At 64.3% G+C, this 15,794-nt stretch carries 12 protein-coding genes and 1 pseudogene; 8 read left to right on the top strand and 5 right to left on the bottom strand.

Going from position 1 to position 15,794, the window contains the following annotated elements; genetic code table 11:
• Positions 1–343 precede the first annotated feature (343 nt).
• The 5 genes and pseudogenes from RAD15_RS08475 to RAD15_RS08455 form a co-directional block, all read left to right on the top strand.
• A complete protein-coding gene (locus tag RAD15_RS08475; RefSeq protein WP_458176315.1) occupies positions 344–1,369 on the top strand; it encodes a class I fructose-bisphosphate aldolase in 1,026 nt (341 codons plus the stop codon).
• Positions 1,370–1,372: 3 nt separating this feature from the next.
• On the top strand, positions 1,373–2,062 hold the full coding sequence (locus RAD15_RS08470; protein ID WP_458176313.1) for a thiamine phosphate synthase: 690 nt from the start codon (positions 1,373–1,375) through the stop codon (positions 2,060–2,062).
• Positions 2,063–2,070: 8 nt separating this feature from the next.
• A complete protein-coding gene (locus tag RAD15_RS08465; protein WP_458176311.1) occupies positions 2,071–3,153 on the top strand; it encodes a tetratricopeptide repeat protein in 1,083 nt (360 codons plus the stop codon).
• Positions 3,154–3,251: 98 nt separating this feature from the next.
• Complete coding sequence (locus RAD15_RS08460) at positions 3,252–4,043, top strand: inositol monophosphatase family protein (protein ID WP_458176309.1); 792 nt, start codon at positions 3,252–3,254, stop codon at positions 4,041–4,043.
• 33 nt (positions 4,044–4,076) lie between these two features.
• Positions 4,077–4,223: pseudogene (locus RAD15_RS08455) on the top strand (IS5/IS1182 family transposase); the annotation flags it as partial.
• A 111-nt stretch (positions 4,224–4,334) separates the two neighbouring features.
• On the opposite strand, the gene RAD15_RS08450 reads toward RAD15_RS08455, so the two are convergent.
• The gene (locus tag RAD15_RS08450) at positions 4,335–4,730 is read right to left on the bottom strand and encodes an MAPEG family protein (RefSeq protein WP_458176307.1); all 396 of its coding nucleotides are present in this window, start codon (positions 4,728–4,730) and stop codon (positions 4,335–4,337) included.
• 119 nt (positions 4,731–4,849) lie between these two features.
• Entirely contained in the window at positions 4,850–5,671 is an 822-nt protein-coding gene (locus tag RAD15_RS08445) for a DUF4118 domain-containing protein (protein WP_458176305.1), read from the bottom strand.
• Between the two features lie 495 nt (positions 5,672–6,166).
• On the opposite strand from RAD15_RS08445, the gene nhaA reads away from it, so the two are divergent.
• Together nhaA and RAD15_RS08435 are read left to right on the top strand one after the other, a co-directional pair.
• Positions 6,167–7,510: a Na+/H+ antiporter NhaA gene (gene nhaA / locus RAD15_RS08440; RefSeq protein ID WP_458176303.1), complete on the top strand. Its 1,344-nt coding sequence runs from the start codon at positions 6,167–6,169 to the stop codon at positions 7,508–7,510.
• A 43-nt stretch (positions 7,511–7,553) separates the two neighbouring features.
• On the top strand, positions 7,554–8,771 hold the full coding sequence (locus tag RAD15_RS08435) for a cytochrome P450 (protein WP_458176301.1): 1,218 nt from the start codon (positions 7,554–7,556) through the stop codon (positions 8,769–8,771).
• A 138-nt stretch (positions 8,772–8,909) separates the two neighbouring features.
• On the opposite strand, the gene RAD15_RS08430 is transcribed toward RAD15_RS08435, so the two are convergent.
• The 3 genes from RAD15_RS08430 to RAD15_RS08420 all read right to left on the bottom strand — a co-directional run bounded on the left by RAD15_RS08430 (position 8,910) and on the right by RAD15_RS08420 (position 14,521).
• On the bottom strand, positions 8,910–12,062 hold the full coding sequence (locus RAD15_RS08430; RefSeq protein WP_458176299.1) for a multidrug efflux RND transporter permease subunit: 3,153 nt from the start codon (positions 12,060–12,062) through the stop codon (positions 8,910–8,912).
• Between the two features lie 6 nt (positions 12,063–12,068).
• Entirely contained in the window at positions 12,069–13,262 is a 1,194-nt protein-coding gene (locus RAD15_RS08425) for an efflux RND transporter periplasmic adaptor subunit (protein WP_458176297.1), read from the bottom strand.
• A 230-nt stretch (positions 13,263–13,492) separates the two neighbouring features.
• Positions 13,493–14,521 (bottom strand): SAM-dependent methyltransferase, encoded by a 1,029-nt coding sequence (locus tag RAD15_RS08420; RefSeq protein ID WP_458176295.1) that lies wholly within the window; start codon positions 14,519–14,521, stop codon positions 13,493–13,495.
• 252 nt (positions 14,522–14,773) lie between these two features.
• Here RAD15_RS08420 and RAD15_RS08415 point away from each other — a divergent pair, with 252 nt between their 5' ends.
• Positions 14,774–15,793, top strand: coding sequence for a flagellar motor protein MotA (locus RAD15_RS08415; protein ID WP_458176293.1), 1,020 nt, complete (start codon positions 14,774–14,776; stop codon positions 15,791–15,793).
• Position 15,794 lies beyond the last annotated feature (1 nt).

Genomic DNA, 15,794 nt, shown 5'->3' with positions numbered 1-15,794 from the left:
CCGCTTGGGGCGAGGCAGTCGCACTTGAACATTCACGAAAGGTCGTCATGCCCGGGCTTGTCCCGGGCATCCACGTTCTAGGTGCCGGGGGGCAGGCCGCGGATGGCCGGGCCTCCGCCTCGCCGAAGCGGTTTCGGCCGCGCAGGCGGGACAAGCCCGGCCATGACGCTGTGGAAGCTTTGGCGCCCGAAGACTCTGTCCTCATACGTGATTGCCCGCGCAGGCGCGGAGAGGTAAACGGCCTCCTGCCCCCTTTACCCTGCGACGAACGTTAACTCGGCATTTGCCCGAGAACGGTCTATTTTCACAGGCAAGGGCAGAATCGTTTTGGGAGGACCTCTCGATGAATCTGACTGAGCTCAACAGTGTCGCGACCGCCATGGTCGTATCAGGCAAGGGCATCCTCGCCGCCGACGAATCCTCCGGCACCATCAAGAAGCGTTTCGACGCGATCGGCGTGGAATCGACCGAAGACAACCGCCGCGACTATCGCGAGATGCTGTTCCGCTCCAGGGAGGCCATGAGCCAGTATATCTCCGGCGTGATCCTCTATGACGAGACGATCTGGCAGAACGCGAAGGACGGCACGCCCCTGGTGAAGCTGATCGAACAGAGCGGGGCCATTCCCGGCATCAAGGTCGACGAAGGCACGCAAGCCCTGCCGATGTGCCCGGGTGAAACAGTGACCGTCGGGCTGGACAAGCTCGCCGAGCGCCTGAAGAAATATTACGAGCGCGGGGCGCGCTTCGCCAAATGGCGCGCGGTGATCGACATCGGCAGCGGCGTCCCCTCGATGACCGCGATCAGTGTCAACGCCCACGCACTGGCGCGCTATGCCGCGCTGTGCCAGGCCGCGCAGATCGTGCCGATCGTCGAGCCGGAGGTGCTGATGGACGGCGACCACGACATCGACCGCTGCTATGAGGTGACGAACCGCGTGCTCAACAAGACGTTTCAGGAATTGCGCGTGCAACGCGTCGCGCTCGAAGGCATGGTGCTGAAGCCGAACATGGCGATATCAGGCAAGAAATGCGCGAAGCAGGCTTCCGTGGATGAAGTCGCGGAGAAGACCATACGGCTGCTCAAAGCTTGCGTGCCCGCGGCCGTGCCCGGCATCGCCTTCCTCTCCGGCGGCCAGTCGGATGAGGAGGCAACCGCCCATCTCAACGCCATGCACAAGCTCGGGCCGCTGCCCTGGGGCCTGACCTTCTCCTACGGCCGCGCGCTGCAAGCCGCGCCGCAGAAGGCCTGGTCCGGCAAGGCCGAGAATGTCGCGGCCGGCCAGCGCGCTTTCAGCCACCGCGCCCGGATGAACGGCCTCGCCTCCAAAGGCGAATGGCAAAGCAGTCTGGAAAAGAAGGCAGCCTAGATCTTGTCGAACAAATCGCCTCCGCCGCGCCCGGCGCCGCGCCTTTATCTTGCGACGCCTGTCGTCGATGATCCCGCTTCGCTCGTCGCCGAACTGCCGGGCCTGCTCGCCTCCGCCGATATCGCGGCGGTGCTGCTGCGGCTGAAGGAGACCGACCAGCGCACCATGATCACGCGCATCAAGGCCTTCGCAGCGCCGGTGCAGAAGGCGGGCGCCGCACTGCTCGTCGACGGCCACGCCGAGCTGGTCGCGCGCGGCGGCGCCGACGGCGCGCACCTCCCCGGCATCGCCGCGCTGAAAGAGGCGTTGCCATCGCTCAAGCCCGATCGCATCGCCGGCGTCAGCGGGCTGACGACGCGACACCATTCCATGGATGCGGGCGAGATCGGCGCCGACTATTTGCTGTTCGGCGAGCCCGACGCGAAGGGCCAGCGGCCCTCGTCACAGGCGATTGCCGAGCGGCTGGACTGGTGGGCCGAGCTGTTCGAGCCGCCCTGCGTCGGCTTTGCCACGTCGCTGGAGGAGGCCCACGACTTCGCCGCCAGCGGCGCCGATTTCGTCTTGGTCGGCGAGTTCGTCTGGGCCGATCCGCGCGGGCCCAAGGCCGCGCTGATCGAGATCGACGCCGCGATCAAGAAGGCCCACGCGACAGCGCTTGCGGGCCAGAATCCTGCGGGTCAGGAGCACGGCTAGCGCCCGACATGAAGCTCCCGCGCATCACCATCCTGGCCACGCTGCTGCTGACGGCACCCGCGGCCGCACAGCTCCAGATCAGCCCGCCGGCCGCAACGCCGAGCGCGCCGGCAGAGAAAGCCAAGCCCAAGCCGCCCGCTCCCCCCAAGAAGAAGGAAGCCGCACCGGCACCGAAGCCTTCGGCCTCGCCCAAGCCGGCCGCATCTCCAAAACCTCAATTGCCCGCGACCGTGATCCCGGCGCCTCCGACCGACAATTCCAACGTCGACCTGGTGTACGGCGCCTATCAGCGCGGCCAGTACAAGACGGCGTTCGAGCTCGCCACCGCCCGCGCGCAAGGAGGCGATCCCAAGGCGATGACCATGCTCGGCGAGCTCTATTCCAATGCCATGGGCATCCGGCGCGACTACGCCAAGGCGCTGGAATGGTACAAGCGCGCCTCCGATGCCGGCGATCGCGAGGCGATGTTCGCGCTCGCCATGCTGCGCATTTCCGGCCGCGGCGGTCCGGTCGACAAAAACGAGGCGGTCAAGCTGATGGCCTCCGCCGCCAAGCTCGGCGAGCCCAAGGCGGCCTATAACCTCGCGCTGCTCTACCTGGACGGCCAGACGCTGCCGCAGGACGTCAAGCGCTCGGCCGAGCTGCTGCGCCTGGCCGCCGATGCCGGCCTTCCCGAGGCGCAATACGCGCTCGCCACGTTCTACAAGGAAGGCACCGGCGTACCGAAGGATCCGGAACGGGCGGTGCGGCTGCTCCAGGCCGCGTCGCTGACCGACAATGTCGACGCCGAGGTCGAATACGCCATCGCCATGTTCAACGGCACCGGCACGCCGAAGAACCAGCCGGCGGCCGTAGCTCTGCTTCGCAAGGCGTCCCGCCAGGGCAGCGCCATCGCGCAAAACCGGCTGGCCTGGGTCCTGATCAACGGCATGGGTACGTCCGTGGACAAGATCGAGGGCTTCAAGTGGCATCTGGTGGCCAAGACCGCCGGAAAGGGCGACCCTGAGCTCGACAAGCAATTGTCGGATCTGCCGGCCGAGGACCGCGCCAAGGCGGAGGCTGCCGCGCGGAAATGGCTCGGGGCCAAATGACTTGACGCAATGACTTGACGTGCGGCCCCTCGCAGGGCACCCAATCCCTCAAACAGGCGCGATTTCGCGCCATTTCCCCCGATCAAGACCGGAAGCTCATGCTGTATTCCGCAACTATCAACGTCATGGTCAAGGCCGCGCGCCGCGCCGGCCGCAGCCTCAAGCGCGATCTCGGCGAGATCGAGCATCTCCAGGTCTCGCTGAAGGGGCCGGCCAATTTCGTCTCGCTCGCCGACAAGCGCGCCGAGGAAATTCTCTACCAGGATCTCGCCAAGGCCCGGCCCGGCTACGGCTTCATCGGCGAGGAAGGCGGCACCCGCGAAGGTAGCGACAAGAGCCACACCTGGATCGTCGACCCCCTCGACGGCACCACCAACTTCCTGCACGGCATCCCGCAATTCGCGATCTCGATCGGGCTCGTGCGCGAGGGCACGGTGATCGCGGGCGTGATCTACAATCCCGCCAATGACGAGCTCTACATCGCCGAGCGCGGCAAGGGCGCCTTCCTCAACGACCAGCGCCTGCGGGTGGCCGGCCGCCGCCAGCTCAACGAATGCGTGGTGGCCTGCGGCCTGCCCCATATCGGCCGCGGCGACCACGAGGAATTCCGCCGCGAGATGACCGCGATCCAGGACCGCGTCGCAGGGCTCCGCCGCTTCGGCGCCGCCTCCCTCGACCTGGCCTTCGTCGCCGCCGGCCGCCTCGACGGCTACTGGGAGCGCAATTTGCAATCCTGGGACATCGCCGCCGGCATGCTGATGGTGCGCGAAGCCGGTGGCACCGTGAGCGACACCGAGACGCCCGGCGATGCGCTGGTGACGGGCAATGTCGTGTGCGGGAATGAGTACGTGCACGGGGAGCTGGTGAAGATTTTGCGGAAGCCTGCGTAAGGCGAAGGCGCGCGTTTCACACTCCGTTGCCATCGCAACCGGATCGAGTGTTTCTTCAACTGAATCAATCGATGCCGTCGGGTTGTGACCCGCTACGATAAGCTGGCGGCCTACGATGCTGCGTTCGCGCAGCTTGCGTCAATCAGGCTGTGGCTCCGCGCGTATGAGTCCGCGCTCTAACTTCTTTGAAATATCGGTCACCCGGCTACGGTGAGATAAGGACTGAAGCGGAATTGGCGGCAAGACCCTGCCCGAATTTCCGATAAACGTCGAGAGTCCGGGACCGACGCATCAGACAAACAAATCGGCCACGATCATGAAAATTCCAACCTGTGCAGCGAGCCAACAGATTGGCCGTACACCCGGAGGAGCGAAGGCATAGGCGGGAACGTAAAGCAGTCGGGCAACGACGAACACCCAAGCCCCGATTGTCGATAGCGAGCCGACGGCGTTAGCCGCATGTGCCAGAAACAACGCGGCGACGAACTGCGGAAATATCTCAAGCAGGTTACGGTGCGCCCGAACAAAGCGCCCACTAACACCTGTAACCTCGCGCGGTTCGTCCCGAGGTCCTACGACCCAAGCACCTCCTTGCTGCCGGAGTGTCAGCACACTGGATAGCGTAAGCTGAACAACTGCCAGCAACATTGCCGCGGCTAACGCCCATAGATCGCCTGTCATCATCATCGTGTCGTCCGGCGCTCGAGCTTCTGCGTCTTGGCACCGTCTCTAACAAGGATTTGTAACAACGGATTACAACAGTTCGGCTGCGCGGCGGACTCCGTGCCTGTGGCGAGCCGAGAGGATCAGGTTGAACACTGGCGCTCGAGTACCAACGCCAACACAGTGGCTACGATGTTGACGGACGTATGCGGCGGTGAAGGACGTTCGTCCCGGTCAAAGGCAAGTCCAATGACGGCACTTTGGCCTTTATCCGTCTGCACAGGCCAAAAATCAAACCGAGAGGCGAGATTCGGATAGACCCCGCTGGGCGCGACGGATCCAGTCTCCAGGCACGAGAGCGCCGCTTCCAGTTCGGCCTCCTTGGGGGCCAAGTTGCCAACTCGCTTGATGGAAACGACGCTGCCCTGCCTCACAAGCATTGCGACCGCGGGAACCCGGTAGAGCGCTGCGAGAGTCTGGGACGTGATTGAAAGGATCGCATCCACGCTATCGGCCACAACGACGTCCCGGCTGTAGCCTTGCAAGACGGTCGCCTGCTGCCTCAACTGCGCCGCTTCGGCCGCCCGCCGGCCCGAAGTAAACGCGACACCACTCGTTATGAGACCGATCACAAACAGCAGCCCGATTGCCCAAACGTTCGCCGGGTCGTCGACGGTCAGCGAGTAGCGAGGTTCGGTAAGAAAATAATTGAAGGCCAGAGCGCCAACTATCGCCGAGCAGAGTGACGGACCCAAGCCAAGGCTAACGCCCGCGACGATCACCGGAATTACAAATATCAGGGAAATGTTAGGGATGGTCACCTTGCTGTCGACCGCGATGGCCACGACAGTCGCGGCCGCGGTCAGCGCAATCGAAGCCAGATAGCGCACCCATCCCGGCGCCAAGGGATCGGCATTGGTCTCCTCAATGATCTCCGGCTGCAGCTTCGATCCAATATCAGTCATGCTCCGACTCCCCATTTGGCGCTTAAGCTTGCGATGCATTGGGACGTCATCACTGCTATGGCCGGCGGCAATGACGATCAACACGTTGAGCGATACCGACCGTCAGGAGGACGCCTGAGAGCATAACCAAACATATGGTCTTTCTTGACGACCAAGCGCCGAAACGGGAGTTCCGTCCGTGAATGACGACCTGGGCGCGCCTAACTCAATCTCGGTATCCGTTTCAGCTGCGACCTGCGGCCACGGGAAAGATTGGTCCGTTGGCATATAGAATCGATGATGTGAGATGGCCGGCGATATAGGAATTTCATAAAGGCTGGCAGCTAAGTCCCTATCGTTCCCTCGGAACCCATGCGACGTTGGCCGCACGAATTCGCCGTCGAATAAGGTTTGCCTCCACATCATAGCCGTGTAGAACAACACCACGGGTGTTCGCTGCGCGCAGCAGCGACAGGTCAAGCGATGGTCGGGCCGCCACGCAGAGAGCGTGCGCCGATGAACGACCGACCTTCATTCGAAGGCCTGCCCCGGGCTCAACGCCTTGCCGAGCAGGCCCTTACTACGCTGCAACGCTTCCTACATGTCGAGGCCGTCAGCGGCGGCGTGCTTCTTCTTGCCGCCGCGGCTGCGCTGATCTGGGCCAACTCTCCGTTTGCCCACAACTACCATTCCTTCTGGAACCTGCCGCTCACAATCGGACTCGGTGAGTTCGTCTTGTCCAGATCGCTACATTTCTGGGTCAACGACGCGCTGATGACGGTATTCTTCCTCGTTGTCGGCATGGAGATCCGGCGCGATATCCATGAGGGTGCGCTGGGCAAGCTAGACCAGGCCCTTCTGCCGCTGATCGCAGCGGGCGGCGGCGTCATCGTTCCCGGGCTCATTTACCTGGGCTTCAACGGCGATCCGGTTCGAAGCCATGGCTGGGCCGTGCCAACGGCGACCGACATCGCCTTTGCCGTTGGCATACTCGCACTTCTAGGACGATCGATTCCGGTCAATGTGCGCGTCTTCCTGCTCACGCTGGCGATCATCGACGATATCATCGCGGTGCTGATCATTGCCTTATTCTATACGGGCGGTCTTCAGTTCAGCGGCTTTGCGATCGCGTCGATTGGTATTCTCGCGGCTTTAGCCTTCCAGCGGATCGGGATCGGCGCGGCCCCCGCCTACGTGCTGCCGGGTTCGCTAGTCTGGATCGGATTCCTGATGGCCGGCATCCATCCAACCCTTGCGGGCGTGGTGCTCGGCCTGATGACCCCGGTGCGGCCGTTGCCCATGCGGGAACCCCCGTTGGAAGCAGTCTCGCGCGTGCTCAAGCAGTTGCGGAGCGACGACGCGGTCGACATGAAGGATTCGCGCCGGCTGCAGCGGCCCTTGCGCGACCTTCGCGTGGCCCATCGCGAGATATTGCCGCCGGTATCGCGGGTTCAGATGGCGATGCACCCGTGGGTGGCTTACGGCATCATGCCCATCTTCGCGCTGGCGAACGCCGGTGTCAGCTTGACGGGCGCCGATCTCTCCGCCTCCGCCCATGTCGTGATGCTGGGCACCGCTGTTGCGCTGGTTGCCGGGAAGCCGCTTGGCATTATCGGCGCAACCTGGATCGCGGTACGGCTCGGCTGTTGCCGGCTTGCGCCCGACGTTTCGTGGGGCGGCGTCTGCCTTGTCGGCCTGCTGGCCGGGATCGGCTTTACCATGTCTATCTTCATCGCAATGCTTGCATTCTCCGATGAAGAGTTATTGACCGCAGCGAAACTGGGCGTGCTTTCGGGTTCGATTGGCGCCGCCATACTCGGTCTCGGTTGGGGCGCGATCTACGTTCGACGCAGGCGCTGAAAACCACATCACCAGGCTTGGGACGACAACAATGAGGCTTGGCATGTTCGACAAGCGGACGTTCGACATCATTTCATCGAGCTTCCACGCAAATCCGCATCCTGTGCTCGATCGCATGCGGACAGAAGGGCCCGTGGTGTCGATAAAGCTGCCGATCGTTGGGCGCATTTGGCTCACTGTGACATTCGACGCTTGTGCGGAATTATTGAAGAGCCATGAGTATTTTGCACGCGATCCGGCCAACGCAGGAAGCAGAACTCAAGAACGGATCTTGAGATTCTTGCCAAGAACCATCGGTCTCCTGGCGTTGAACATGCTTGGCCATGATGACCCCGAGCACCGCCGATTGCGAGGCCTTGTCGATCGCGCATTCCAGCGACGCTCGATTGCGATTCTGAGACCCTTGATCACTCAAACTGCGGATCGGTTGCTCGACAGGCTGGAAGGACGGTCTGACGCTGACCTTATGGTCGAATATTGCCGTGACCTGCCGCTTTCGGTCATTTGTGCCATGCTCGGGCTTCCCGAGAAGGACCATGATCGCTTCAAGGACTGGCTCGGCGGGCTGAAAGACACGGCCAATATTGTCGCCGTCATCCGCGCCATTCCCGGGGTGATCCGCGTCGTCCGATACCTTCGGCGCGCTTCAAGACCTGGCGGCGGCGCGCAGCCCGAGGGCTTGATCGCCGCGCTCCGCGACGTGCAAGTTGACGGGCAGACGCTCAGCGAAGACGAGCTTGTGTCGATGATCTTCCTCCTGTTTGGAGCAGGGCAGGAAACGACGACCCACCTCATTGCAGGCGGCCTTCTGGAATTACTTTCACGCGAAGATCAGCTGCATCGGCTGCGCAGCGATCCAGGGCTCATGCCCGGCTGCGTTGAAGAATGCCTTCGCCATGTATCGCCGGTTCAAATGACCAAGCCGCGTTTCCTCACGCGCGACATGGAATGGATGGGCCGAACGTTCCGGCGAGGAGACATGTTCGCCGCGCTTCTGGCTGCGGCGAACTGCGACCCCGCGAAATTTGAGCGTCCGCACGCATTTGACATCGCGCGCCACCCGAATCCGCATCTCTCGTTCGGCACAGGGGTGCATTTCTGCCTGGGCTTTCAACTCGCCCGGGCGGAGGCCGCCATCGGATTCGAACGCCTGCTCTTGCGCTTTCCCCGCATACGGCTCGATCCCAAGGTGGGCGTTCAATGGCACAAGCGCGTCGGTATTCGTGCTCTGACTGCGCTGCCGGTACGCTTGGGGGCATAAAGAGTCGAGGCGTCCGGCCTGTAAGCAAACCCGCGGTAGGCCCGCATTACACGGGAAAGCTCCAACGCTGGTTGCCGCCACTACAGGGGTATAACGGACCTGACACGCGCCCTGATTCGCGGGGCATGACAGCTTGCCTTACGGCTTGACCGGCGCCGGCGGCCCATACGCCTCGCCGTCCCTCGCCACCTTCTCCCGATCTCCCGCCAGCACGCGCTGCACCGAGACGAAGAAAACCGGCACCATCAAGAGCGCCAAAATCACCACCGCGATCATGCCGCCCATCACGACGGTGCCGAGCGATTGCTGGCTGGCGCCGCCGGCGCCGTGGGCGATGGCCATGGGGAGCACGCCGCAGATGAAGGCGAGGCCCGTCATCAGGATCGGGCGGAAGCGCAGGCGGCAGGCTTCGATGGTGGCTTCCACCAGTGGCTTGCCCTCTTTCCGCAGATCCTTGGCGAACTCGATGATCAGGATCGCGTCCTTGGCGGCGAGGCCAATGATGGTGATCAGGCCGACGGTGAAATAGACGTCGTTGGGCAGGCCGCGCAGCATCGCCGCGACCACGGCGCCGACGACGCCGAGCGGCACGGTGAGCAGCACCGCGAGCGGAATGGTCCAGCTCTCGTAGAGCGCGGCGAGACACAGGAACACCACGAACACCGAGAGGGCGAGCAGGAACGGCGCCTGCGAGCCCGACAGTTTTTCCTGGAGCGACTGGCCGGTCCATTCATAGCCGAAGCCGCGCGGCAGCTTGCCGGCAAGCCGCTCCATCTCCGCGATGGCATCGCCCGAGGTGAAGCCGGGTTTCGCCTCACCGGAGATGCGCACCGCCGGATAGTAGTTGAAGCCGGCGATCTGCGTCGGACCGCGCGCCCATTCCACCGTCGCGAAGGAGGAGAACGGCACGAGCTGGCCGCGGCTGTTCTTGACGTTGTAGTTGAGGATGTCCTCGGTCCGCATGCGGTCGCGGGCGTCGGCCTGCACCACGACGCGCTGCATGCGACCGCGGTTCGGGAAGTCGTTGATGTAGTTCGAGCCGAGATTGGTCGAGATCGTGTTGTTGATGTCCTCGAAGGTGACGCCGAAGGCGCCGGCCTTCTCGCGGTCGATCACGAGATTGACCACACCCGCCTCGGGCAGGCCTTCGATATAGACCTTCTGAAGCACGGAGCTGGCATTGGCCTCCGCGATCAGCTGGTCCGCGGCGCGCATCAAGGCCGGATAGCCTTTCTGGCCGCGGTCCTGGAGACGGAACGAGAAGCCCGAGGAGTTGCCGAGATTGTCGATCGGCGGCGGCTGCAGCGCTGAAATCTTGGCGTCGCGGATCGACGCCCCCAGATCGCGGTTGATGTCGGCAACGATCGCGGCGGCCGAATCCTTCGGCCCGCGTTCCGACCAGTCCTTCAGCGTGATGAAGGCCTGTGCGGTGTTCATGCCCTGGCCGGAGAAGCTGAAGCCGGTGAGGAAGGTGACGTTGTCGACACCGGGCCGCTGCGCCAGATATTTCTCCACCTTCTCGATCACGGCCTCGGTGCGGCCGTAGGACGAGTCCGACGGCGTCTGCACGTCGGTGGTGACGAAACCCTGGTCGTCGACTGGCAGGAAGCCGCCGGGCAGGCTGACGAAGGCCCAGGACAGGCCAACGAGAAGTGCGACATAGACCAGCATCAGGCGGCCGGTGCGCTTCAGCGAGAAGCCGACGGTGCGGGAATAGCGCTCCTTGCCGCCTTCGAGCATGCGGTTGAACCAGCCGAACACGCCCTTCTTCGCATGGCCGTGGCCGGCGGTAACGGGCTTGAGCAGGGTCGCGCACAGCGCCGGCGTCAGTGACAGCGCCAGGAACGCGGAGAAGCCGATCGCGGCGACCATGGTCACCGAGAACTGGCGGTAGATGATGCCGACCGAGCCCGGGAAAAACGCCATCGGCACGAACACGGCCATCAGCACCAGCGTGATGCCGATGATGGCGCTGGTGATCTGCGACATCGCCTTGCGCGTCGCTTCCTTCGGCGACAGGCCTTCCTCGGCCATGATGCGCTCGACGTTCTCGACCACGACGATGGCGTCGTCGACGAGGATGCCGACTGCGAGCACCATGCCGAACATCGAAAGCATGTTGATGGAATAGCCGGCAAGCAAGAGCGTCGTACAGGCCCCCAGCAGCGCCACCGGCACCACGATGGTCGGGATGATGGTGTAGCGGATGTTCTGCAGAAACAGGAACATCACCACGAACACCAGCACCACGGCCTCGACCAGCGTCATCAGCACCTTCTTGATCGAGGCTTCGACCACCGGCGTGATGTTGTAGGGGATCTCGTAGGAGATGTTGGCCGGGAAGAAGCGCGACAGCTCCTTCATCTTCTCCTGGACCGCGCTCGCGGTCGCCAGCGCATTGCCGGTCGGCGACATCAGCACGGAGAGACCGGCGGTCGGCTTGCCGTCGAGGCGCGTGTTGAACTGGTAGCTGAGGCCGCCGACCTCGATGCGCGCGACGTCGCGCAGGCGCACGGTCGAGCCGTCGGCATTGGCGCGCAGGATGATGGCGCCGAATTCGTCCGGCGAGGAGAGCTGGCCCTTGACCAGCACCAGTGCCGAGGTGCGCTGGCTCGAGGTCGACGGCTCGGCGCCGATGCTGCCGGAGGCGACCTGGGCGTTCTGCGCGGCGATCGCCTTGTTGACGTCGTCGGCGGTCAGTCCATAGCCGACGAGCTTTGCCGGATCGACCCAGACGCGCAGCGAGCGTTCGGTCGAATAGAGCGTGGCGCGGCCGACGCCGGGGATGCGGCGGATTTCGCCGAGCACGTTGCGAATCATGAAGTCGCCGAGGCCGACCTCATCGAGGCTGCCGTCGGTCGAGTTCAGCGTGATGATCTGCAGCACCGCGCTGGAGGCTTCCTCGATCAGGATGCCCTGCTGGATCACCGCGCGCGGCAAGCGCGCTTCGACGCGCTTGATGCGGTTCTGCACCTCGACCGAAGCCGCGCTGGTATCGGTACCCGGCTGGAAGTTGGCGATGATCTCGACCTGGCCGAGCGAGTCGCTGGTCGATTCGAAATTGAGGATGCCGGACGCGCCGTTGAGCTCCTCCTCGATCAGCCGGGTGACGCTGTTGTAGAGGTTTTCCGGCGAGGCGCCGGGATAGCTGGTCGAGATCGAGATCGAGGGCGGCGCGATGATCGGATATTGCGCGATCGGCAGCAGCGGGATCGCGATCGCGCCGACCAGACAGATGAACAGCGCGACCACCCAGGCGAAGATCGGCCTGTCGATGAAGAAGCTCGCCATGGTGGTTTACCGCGTGAGCTTCTGGGCGTGCCGGTTGTCGGCAGTCGCGTCCGCCTCCGACCAGGATTGCGGCTTGACCTTGTCGCCGGCGGCGAACTTCTGGAAGCCTTCGACCACGACCTTGTCGCCGGCCTTGAGGCCGTCGGTGACGAACCAGACGCCGTCCTGCACCGAGCCGGTGCGCACCGGCTGCACCGCGATGTGGTTGTCGTCCTTGACGACGAACACCTCGCTGCCGCCGCCGCCATTGCGCTGGATCGCCTGCTGCGGCACCGCGATCGCGTCGGAATCGAGACCCTGGTCGATGCGGACGCGGACATACATGCCCGGCAGCAGCTCGCGCTTGGGATTGGGGAATTCGCCGCGCAAGGTCACCTGGCCGGTGTGGGCGTCGACCTTGGCATCGGAGAACAACAGCTTGCCGTCGAGCGAATAAAGGGTGTTGTCGTCGAGCACGAGGCGCACCTTGGCGGCGTCGGCCGCGATGCGCTCGAGGTCGCCGGTCTCGAAGGCACGGCGGAGCTGGTTGAGCTCGGTCACCGACTGGGTGAAGTCGGCATAGATCGGATCAAGCTGCTGGATGGTGGCAAGATTGGTCTCGTTCTGCACCGCGAGCGCGCCCTCGCTGACGAGGGCCGCACCGACGACGCCGTCGATCGGCGCACGCACGGTGGCATAGTCGAGATTGAGTTTTGCGCGCGCGAGTTCGGCCTTGCGGCCCTCGACTTCGGCATGGGCCTGGCGCTCGGCCGCCACAGCTTTCTCGTTCTCGGCCTCGGGCGCGGCGCGCTGGCTGGTCAGCGTGGCGATACGGTGCGCCTGCTGTTTCGCCTGCATCAGCGCGGCCTCGGACTTGGCAAGCGCCGCCTCGTTGGCCATCACCTCGACCTCGAACGGACGCGGATCGATGCGGTAGAGCGGATCGCCGGCCTTCACCTCGCTGCCCTGGCGGAACAGGCGCTCGACCACGATGCCGGAGATGCGCGGCCGCACGTCGGAGACGCGCGTCGGCGCGATGCGGCCCGGCAGCTCGCGCACCACGGCGCGCGGCTGCGGCTTGACGATGACGATGCTGACGTCAGGATCGGCGGGCTGGGCCGCGGAGACGGCGGAGCTGGATTCATTGCAGCCCGCCAACAGCGGCGTAAAGGCCGCGAGCATCATTGCAACGCATGCCGATCGCGCGCGAAGTCCTGACATGAAGGTAAGTGCCCCGATATTGTTGAAACTGGTCACGCGACGCGAAGCCCGTTCTGGGCGACGTCTCGCGGCTGATGCCGTTAAAATAGAATGCACCTGCTGCGATGCAACGCATCGCGCGGGCGGCTCAATGTCACACGGCTTATGATGCTGAGTTCTGGGGGCTTTTTGCGACTCACCGGATTGTGAGTCGGGTTCCATCGCGACTAGCTGCGACAGAACATCGCAAATCATTCCGCGGCTTTCATCCGGTAGTGGCTGACGCCCCATTCGGTTCCGTCGGCATAGCCGAACAGGCCCGATGTCGCGAGCAGGAACCACCGCCAGCGCCGCATCCACAGAGAGGTCTCGTCGCCATGGACCCTGCGGAAGGCGGCCTCGATGGTCTCGCGATGGGCGTCGAAATTGGCAAGCCAGTCATTGGCGGTGCGCTGATAATGCGTGCCGCTCCAGCGCCATTCCCTCTCGACCGCGAAGATGTCGTCGAATTGCCTGATGAGGTGATGGCTCGGCATCAGCCCGCCCGTGAAGATGTGCTGCGCGATCCAGTCCTCGCGATTGGCCCGGTCGAACAGATGGGAGCCGGAGCGATGGGCGACGATGTGCATGAAGAAGCGCCCCTCCGGCGCGAGCCACGACCGCAGGCGCGTCATCAGCTTGCGCCAGTTCATCATCTGCTCGAACGTCTCGACCGAGACGATGCGGTCGAACTGGCCCTCGGGCGCGAACACGTTCATGTCAGCGGTGACCACGCGCACGTTCAACAGCCCGCGCAGCCGCGCCTGCTCCTCGACATGGGCGCGCTGGGCCTGCGAGTTCGACACCGCCGTGATCTTCGCGTGCGGAAACTGCCGCGCCGTCCACAGCGACAGCGAGCCCCAGCCGCAGCCGAGCTCGAGGATGGTCTGGCCGTCGGCGAGGCCGGCATGCCCGACGGTCTGGCGCAGCGCCTCTTCCCCGGCCTCCTGCAAGGTGGTCGCGCCGGTCTTGTAGAAGCAGGACGAAAATTTGCGGTTGGGGCCGAGCACCTCTGCGAAGAAGGAGGCCGGCATCTCGTCATGCCGGCCGTCGGCCGCATCCGCGTCCTCGGCGATCGGCCGCAGCATCATCCGCCCGGCGAAGGCGGCGTCATCGGCGGCATCATGCGCGGCGAGCCGGGTTGCGGTGCGGGAGCACAGGCGCTGGATTGCGGCGCGGATCACCACGTCCGGCAACGGCACGCGTTCGGCAGTCCCGATGATCGCGGAAACGACACTCATGCGACCACTCCCTTGGGTCAGGTCTCGTGGGCAGCGAGGGGAGAACGCGCAGATGCCGGCGACAGCCGGGGCAGCCACAGGACCTGCGGCCTGCGGAATGCCTGAGTTTTGCAAATTACCTCCTATCAAAGCGCGGTTTGCGCATTGAGTTCCCCGCCCCTCCCCGAAATCGGCGCATCCGGCGCTTTTTTTGGGCTGGCGCTGTGCCATAGTGCGCACCGCAAGCAAGCTTCGTAATGGATGATACCGGCCATGCCGCCAGGCACTTCGCCCCGCTCCACCCTCGACATCGACTACACAAAACTCTCCTCACCCAGCGTCTTCCTGGTGCGGATGCTGGTCTTCCTGGTGCTCTGCACACTGGTCGGCGTGGTGCTCTACAAGCAGATCATCCAGGCCTTCTTCGCCAATCCCGGGCTCAACGCCCTGATCGGGGCGGTGCTGTTCATCGGCATCGTGCTGGCCTTCCGCCAGGTCATCCGGCTCTACCCTGAAGTGTCCTGGGTCAACAATTTCCGCATCGCCGATCCGGGCCTGGCGCCGGCCCGGCACCCGAAGCTGCTGGCGCCGATGGCGGCGATCCTCGGCGGCGAGCGCTCGGGGCGGATGTCGATCACGCAGACGACGATGCGGCACCTGCTCGATTCGATCGCAACCCGCCTCGATGAAGCCCGCGACATCTCGCGCTACATGACCGGGCTACTCGTCTTCCTCGGCCTGCTCGGCACCTTCTGGGGCCTGATCGAGACCGTCGGTTCGGTCGGCAAGGTCATCGACGGGCTCAAGGTCGGCGGCGATTCCGGCGCCCTGTTCGACACGCTGAAGGAGGGCCTCGCGGCCCCGCTCGGCGGCATGGGCATCTCGTTCTCCAGCTCGCTGTTCGGCCTTGCCGGCTCGCTGATCCTCGGCTTCCTCGATTTGCAATCGAGCCAGGCCCAGAACCGCTTCTACACCGACCTCGAGGACTGGCTCGCCACCACCGTGCGCGAATACGGCAGCGGTGAGGTTTCCGTCGCAGCCGTCGGCGGCGGCGTTGCCAGCGGCGAGCTTCAGGCCGTGGTCGAGCGGCTGCGCTCCGTGCTCGAGGAGGGCAGCGCCAGCCGCGGCACCACCGCGGCGATGGCGAGCCTTGCCGAAGCCATCCAGGCGCTGGTCTCGCACATGCGGACCGAGCAGCAGATGATCCGCGAATGGGCCGACGGCCAGGGCGAGCAGAACCGCGAGATCCGGCGCCTGCTGGAGCGGCTCGCGCGCCAGCCGGAGAAGGGTTAGC

This window comes from Bradyrhizobium sp. 14AA, from assembly GCF_054185205.1.
This window is presented reverse-complemented; position numbering and strand designations above follow the sequence as displayed.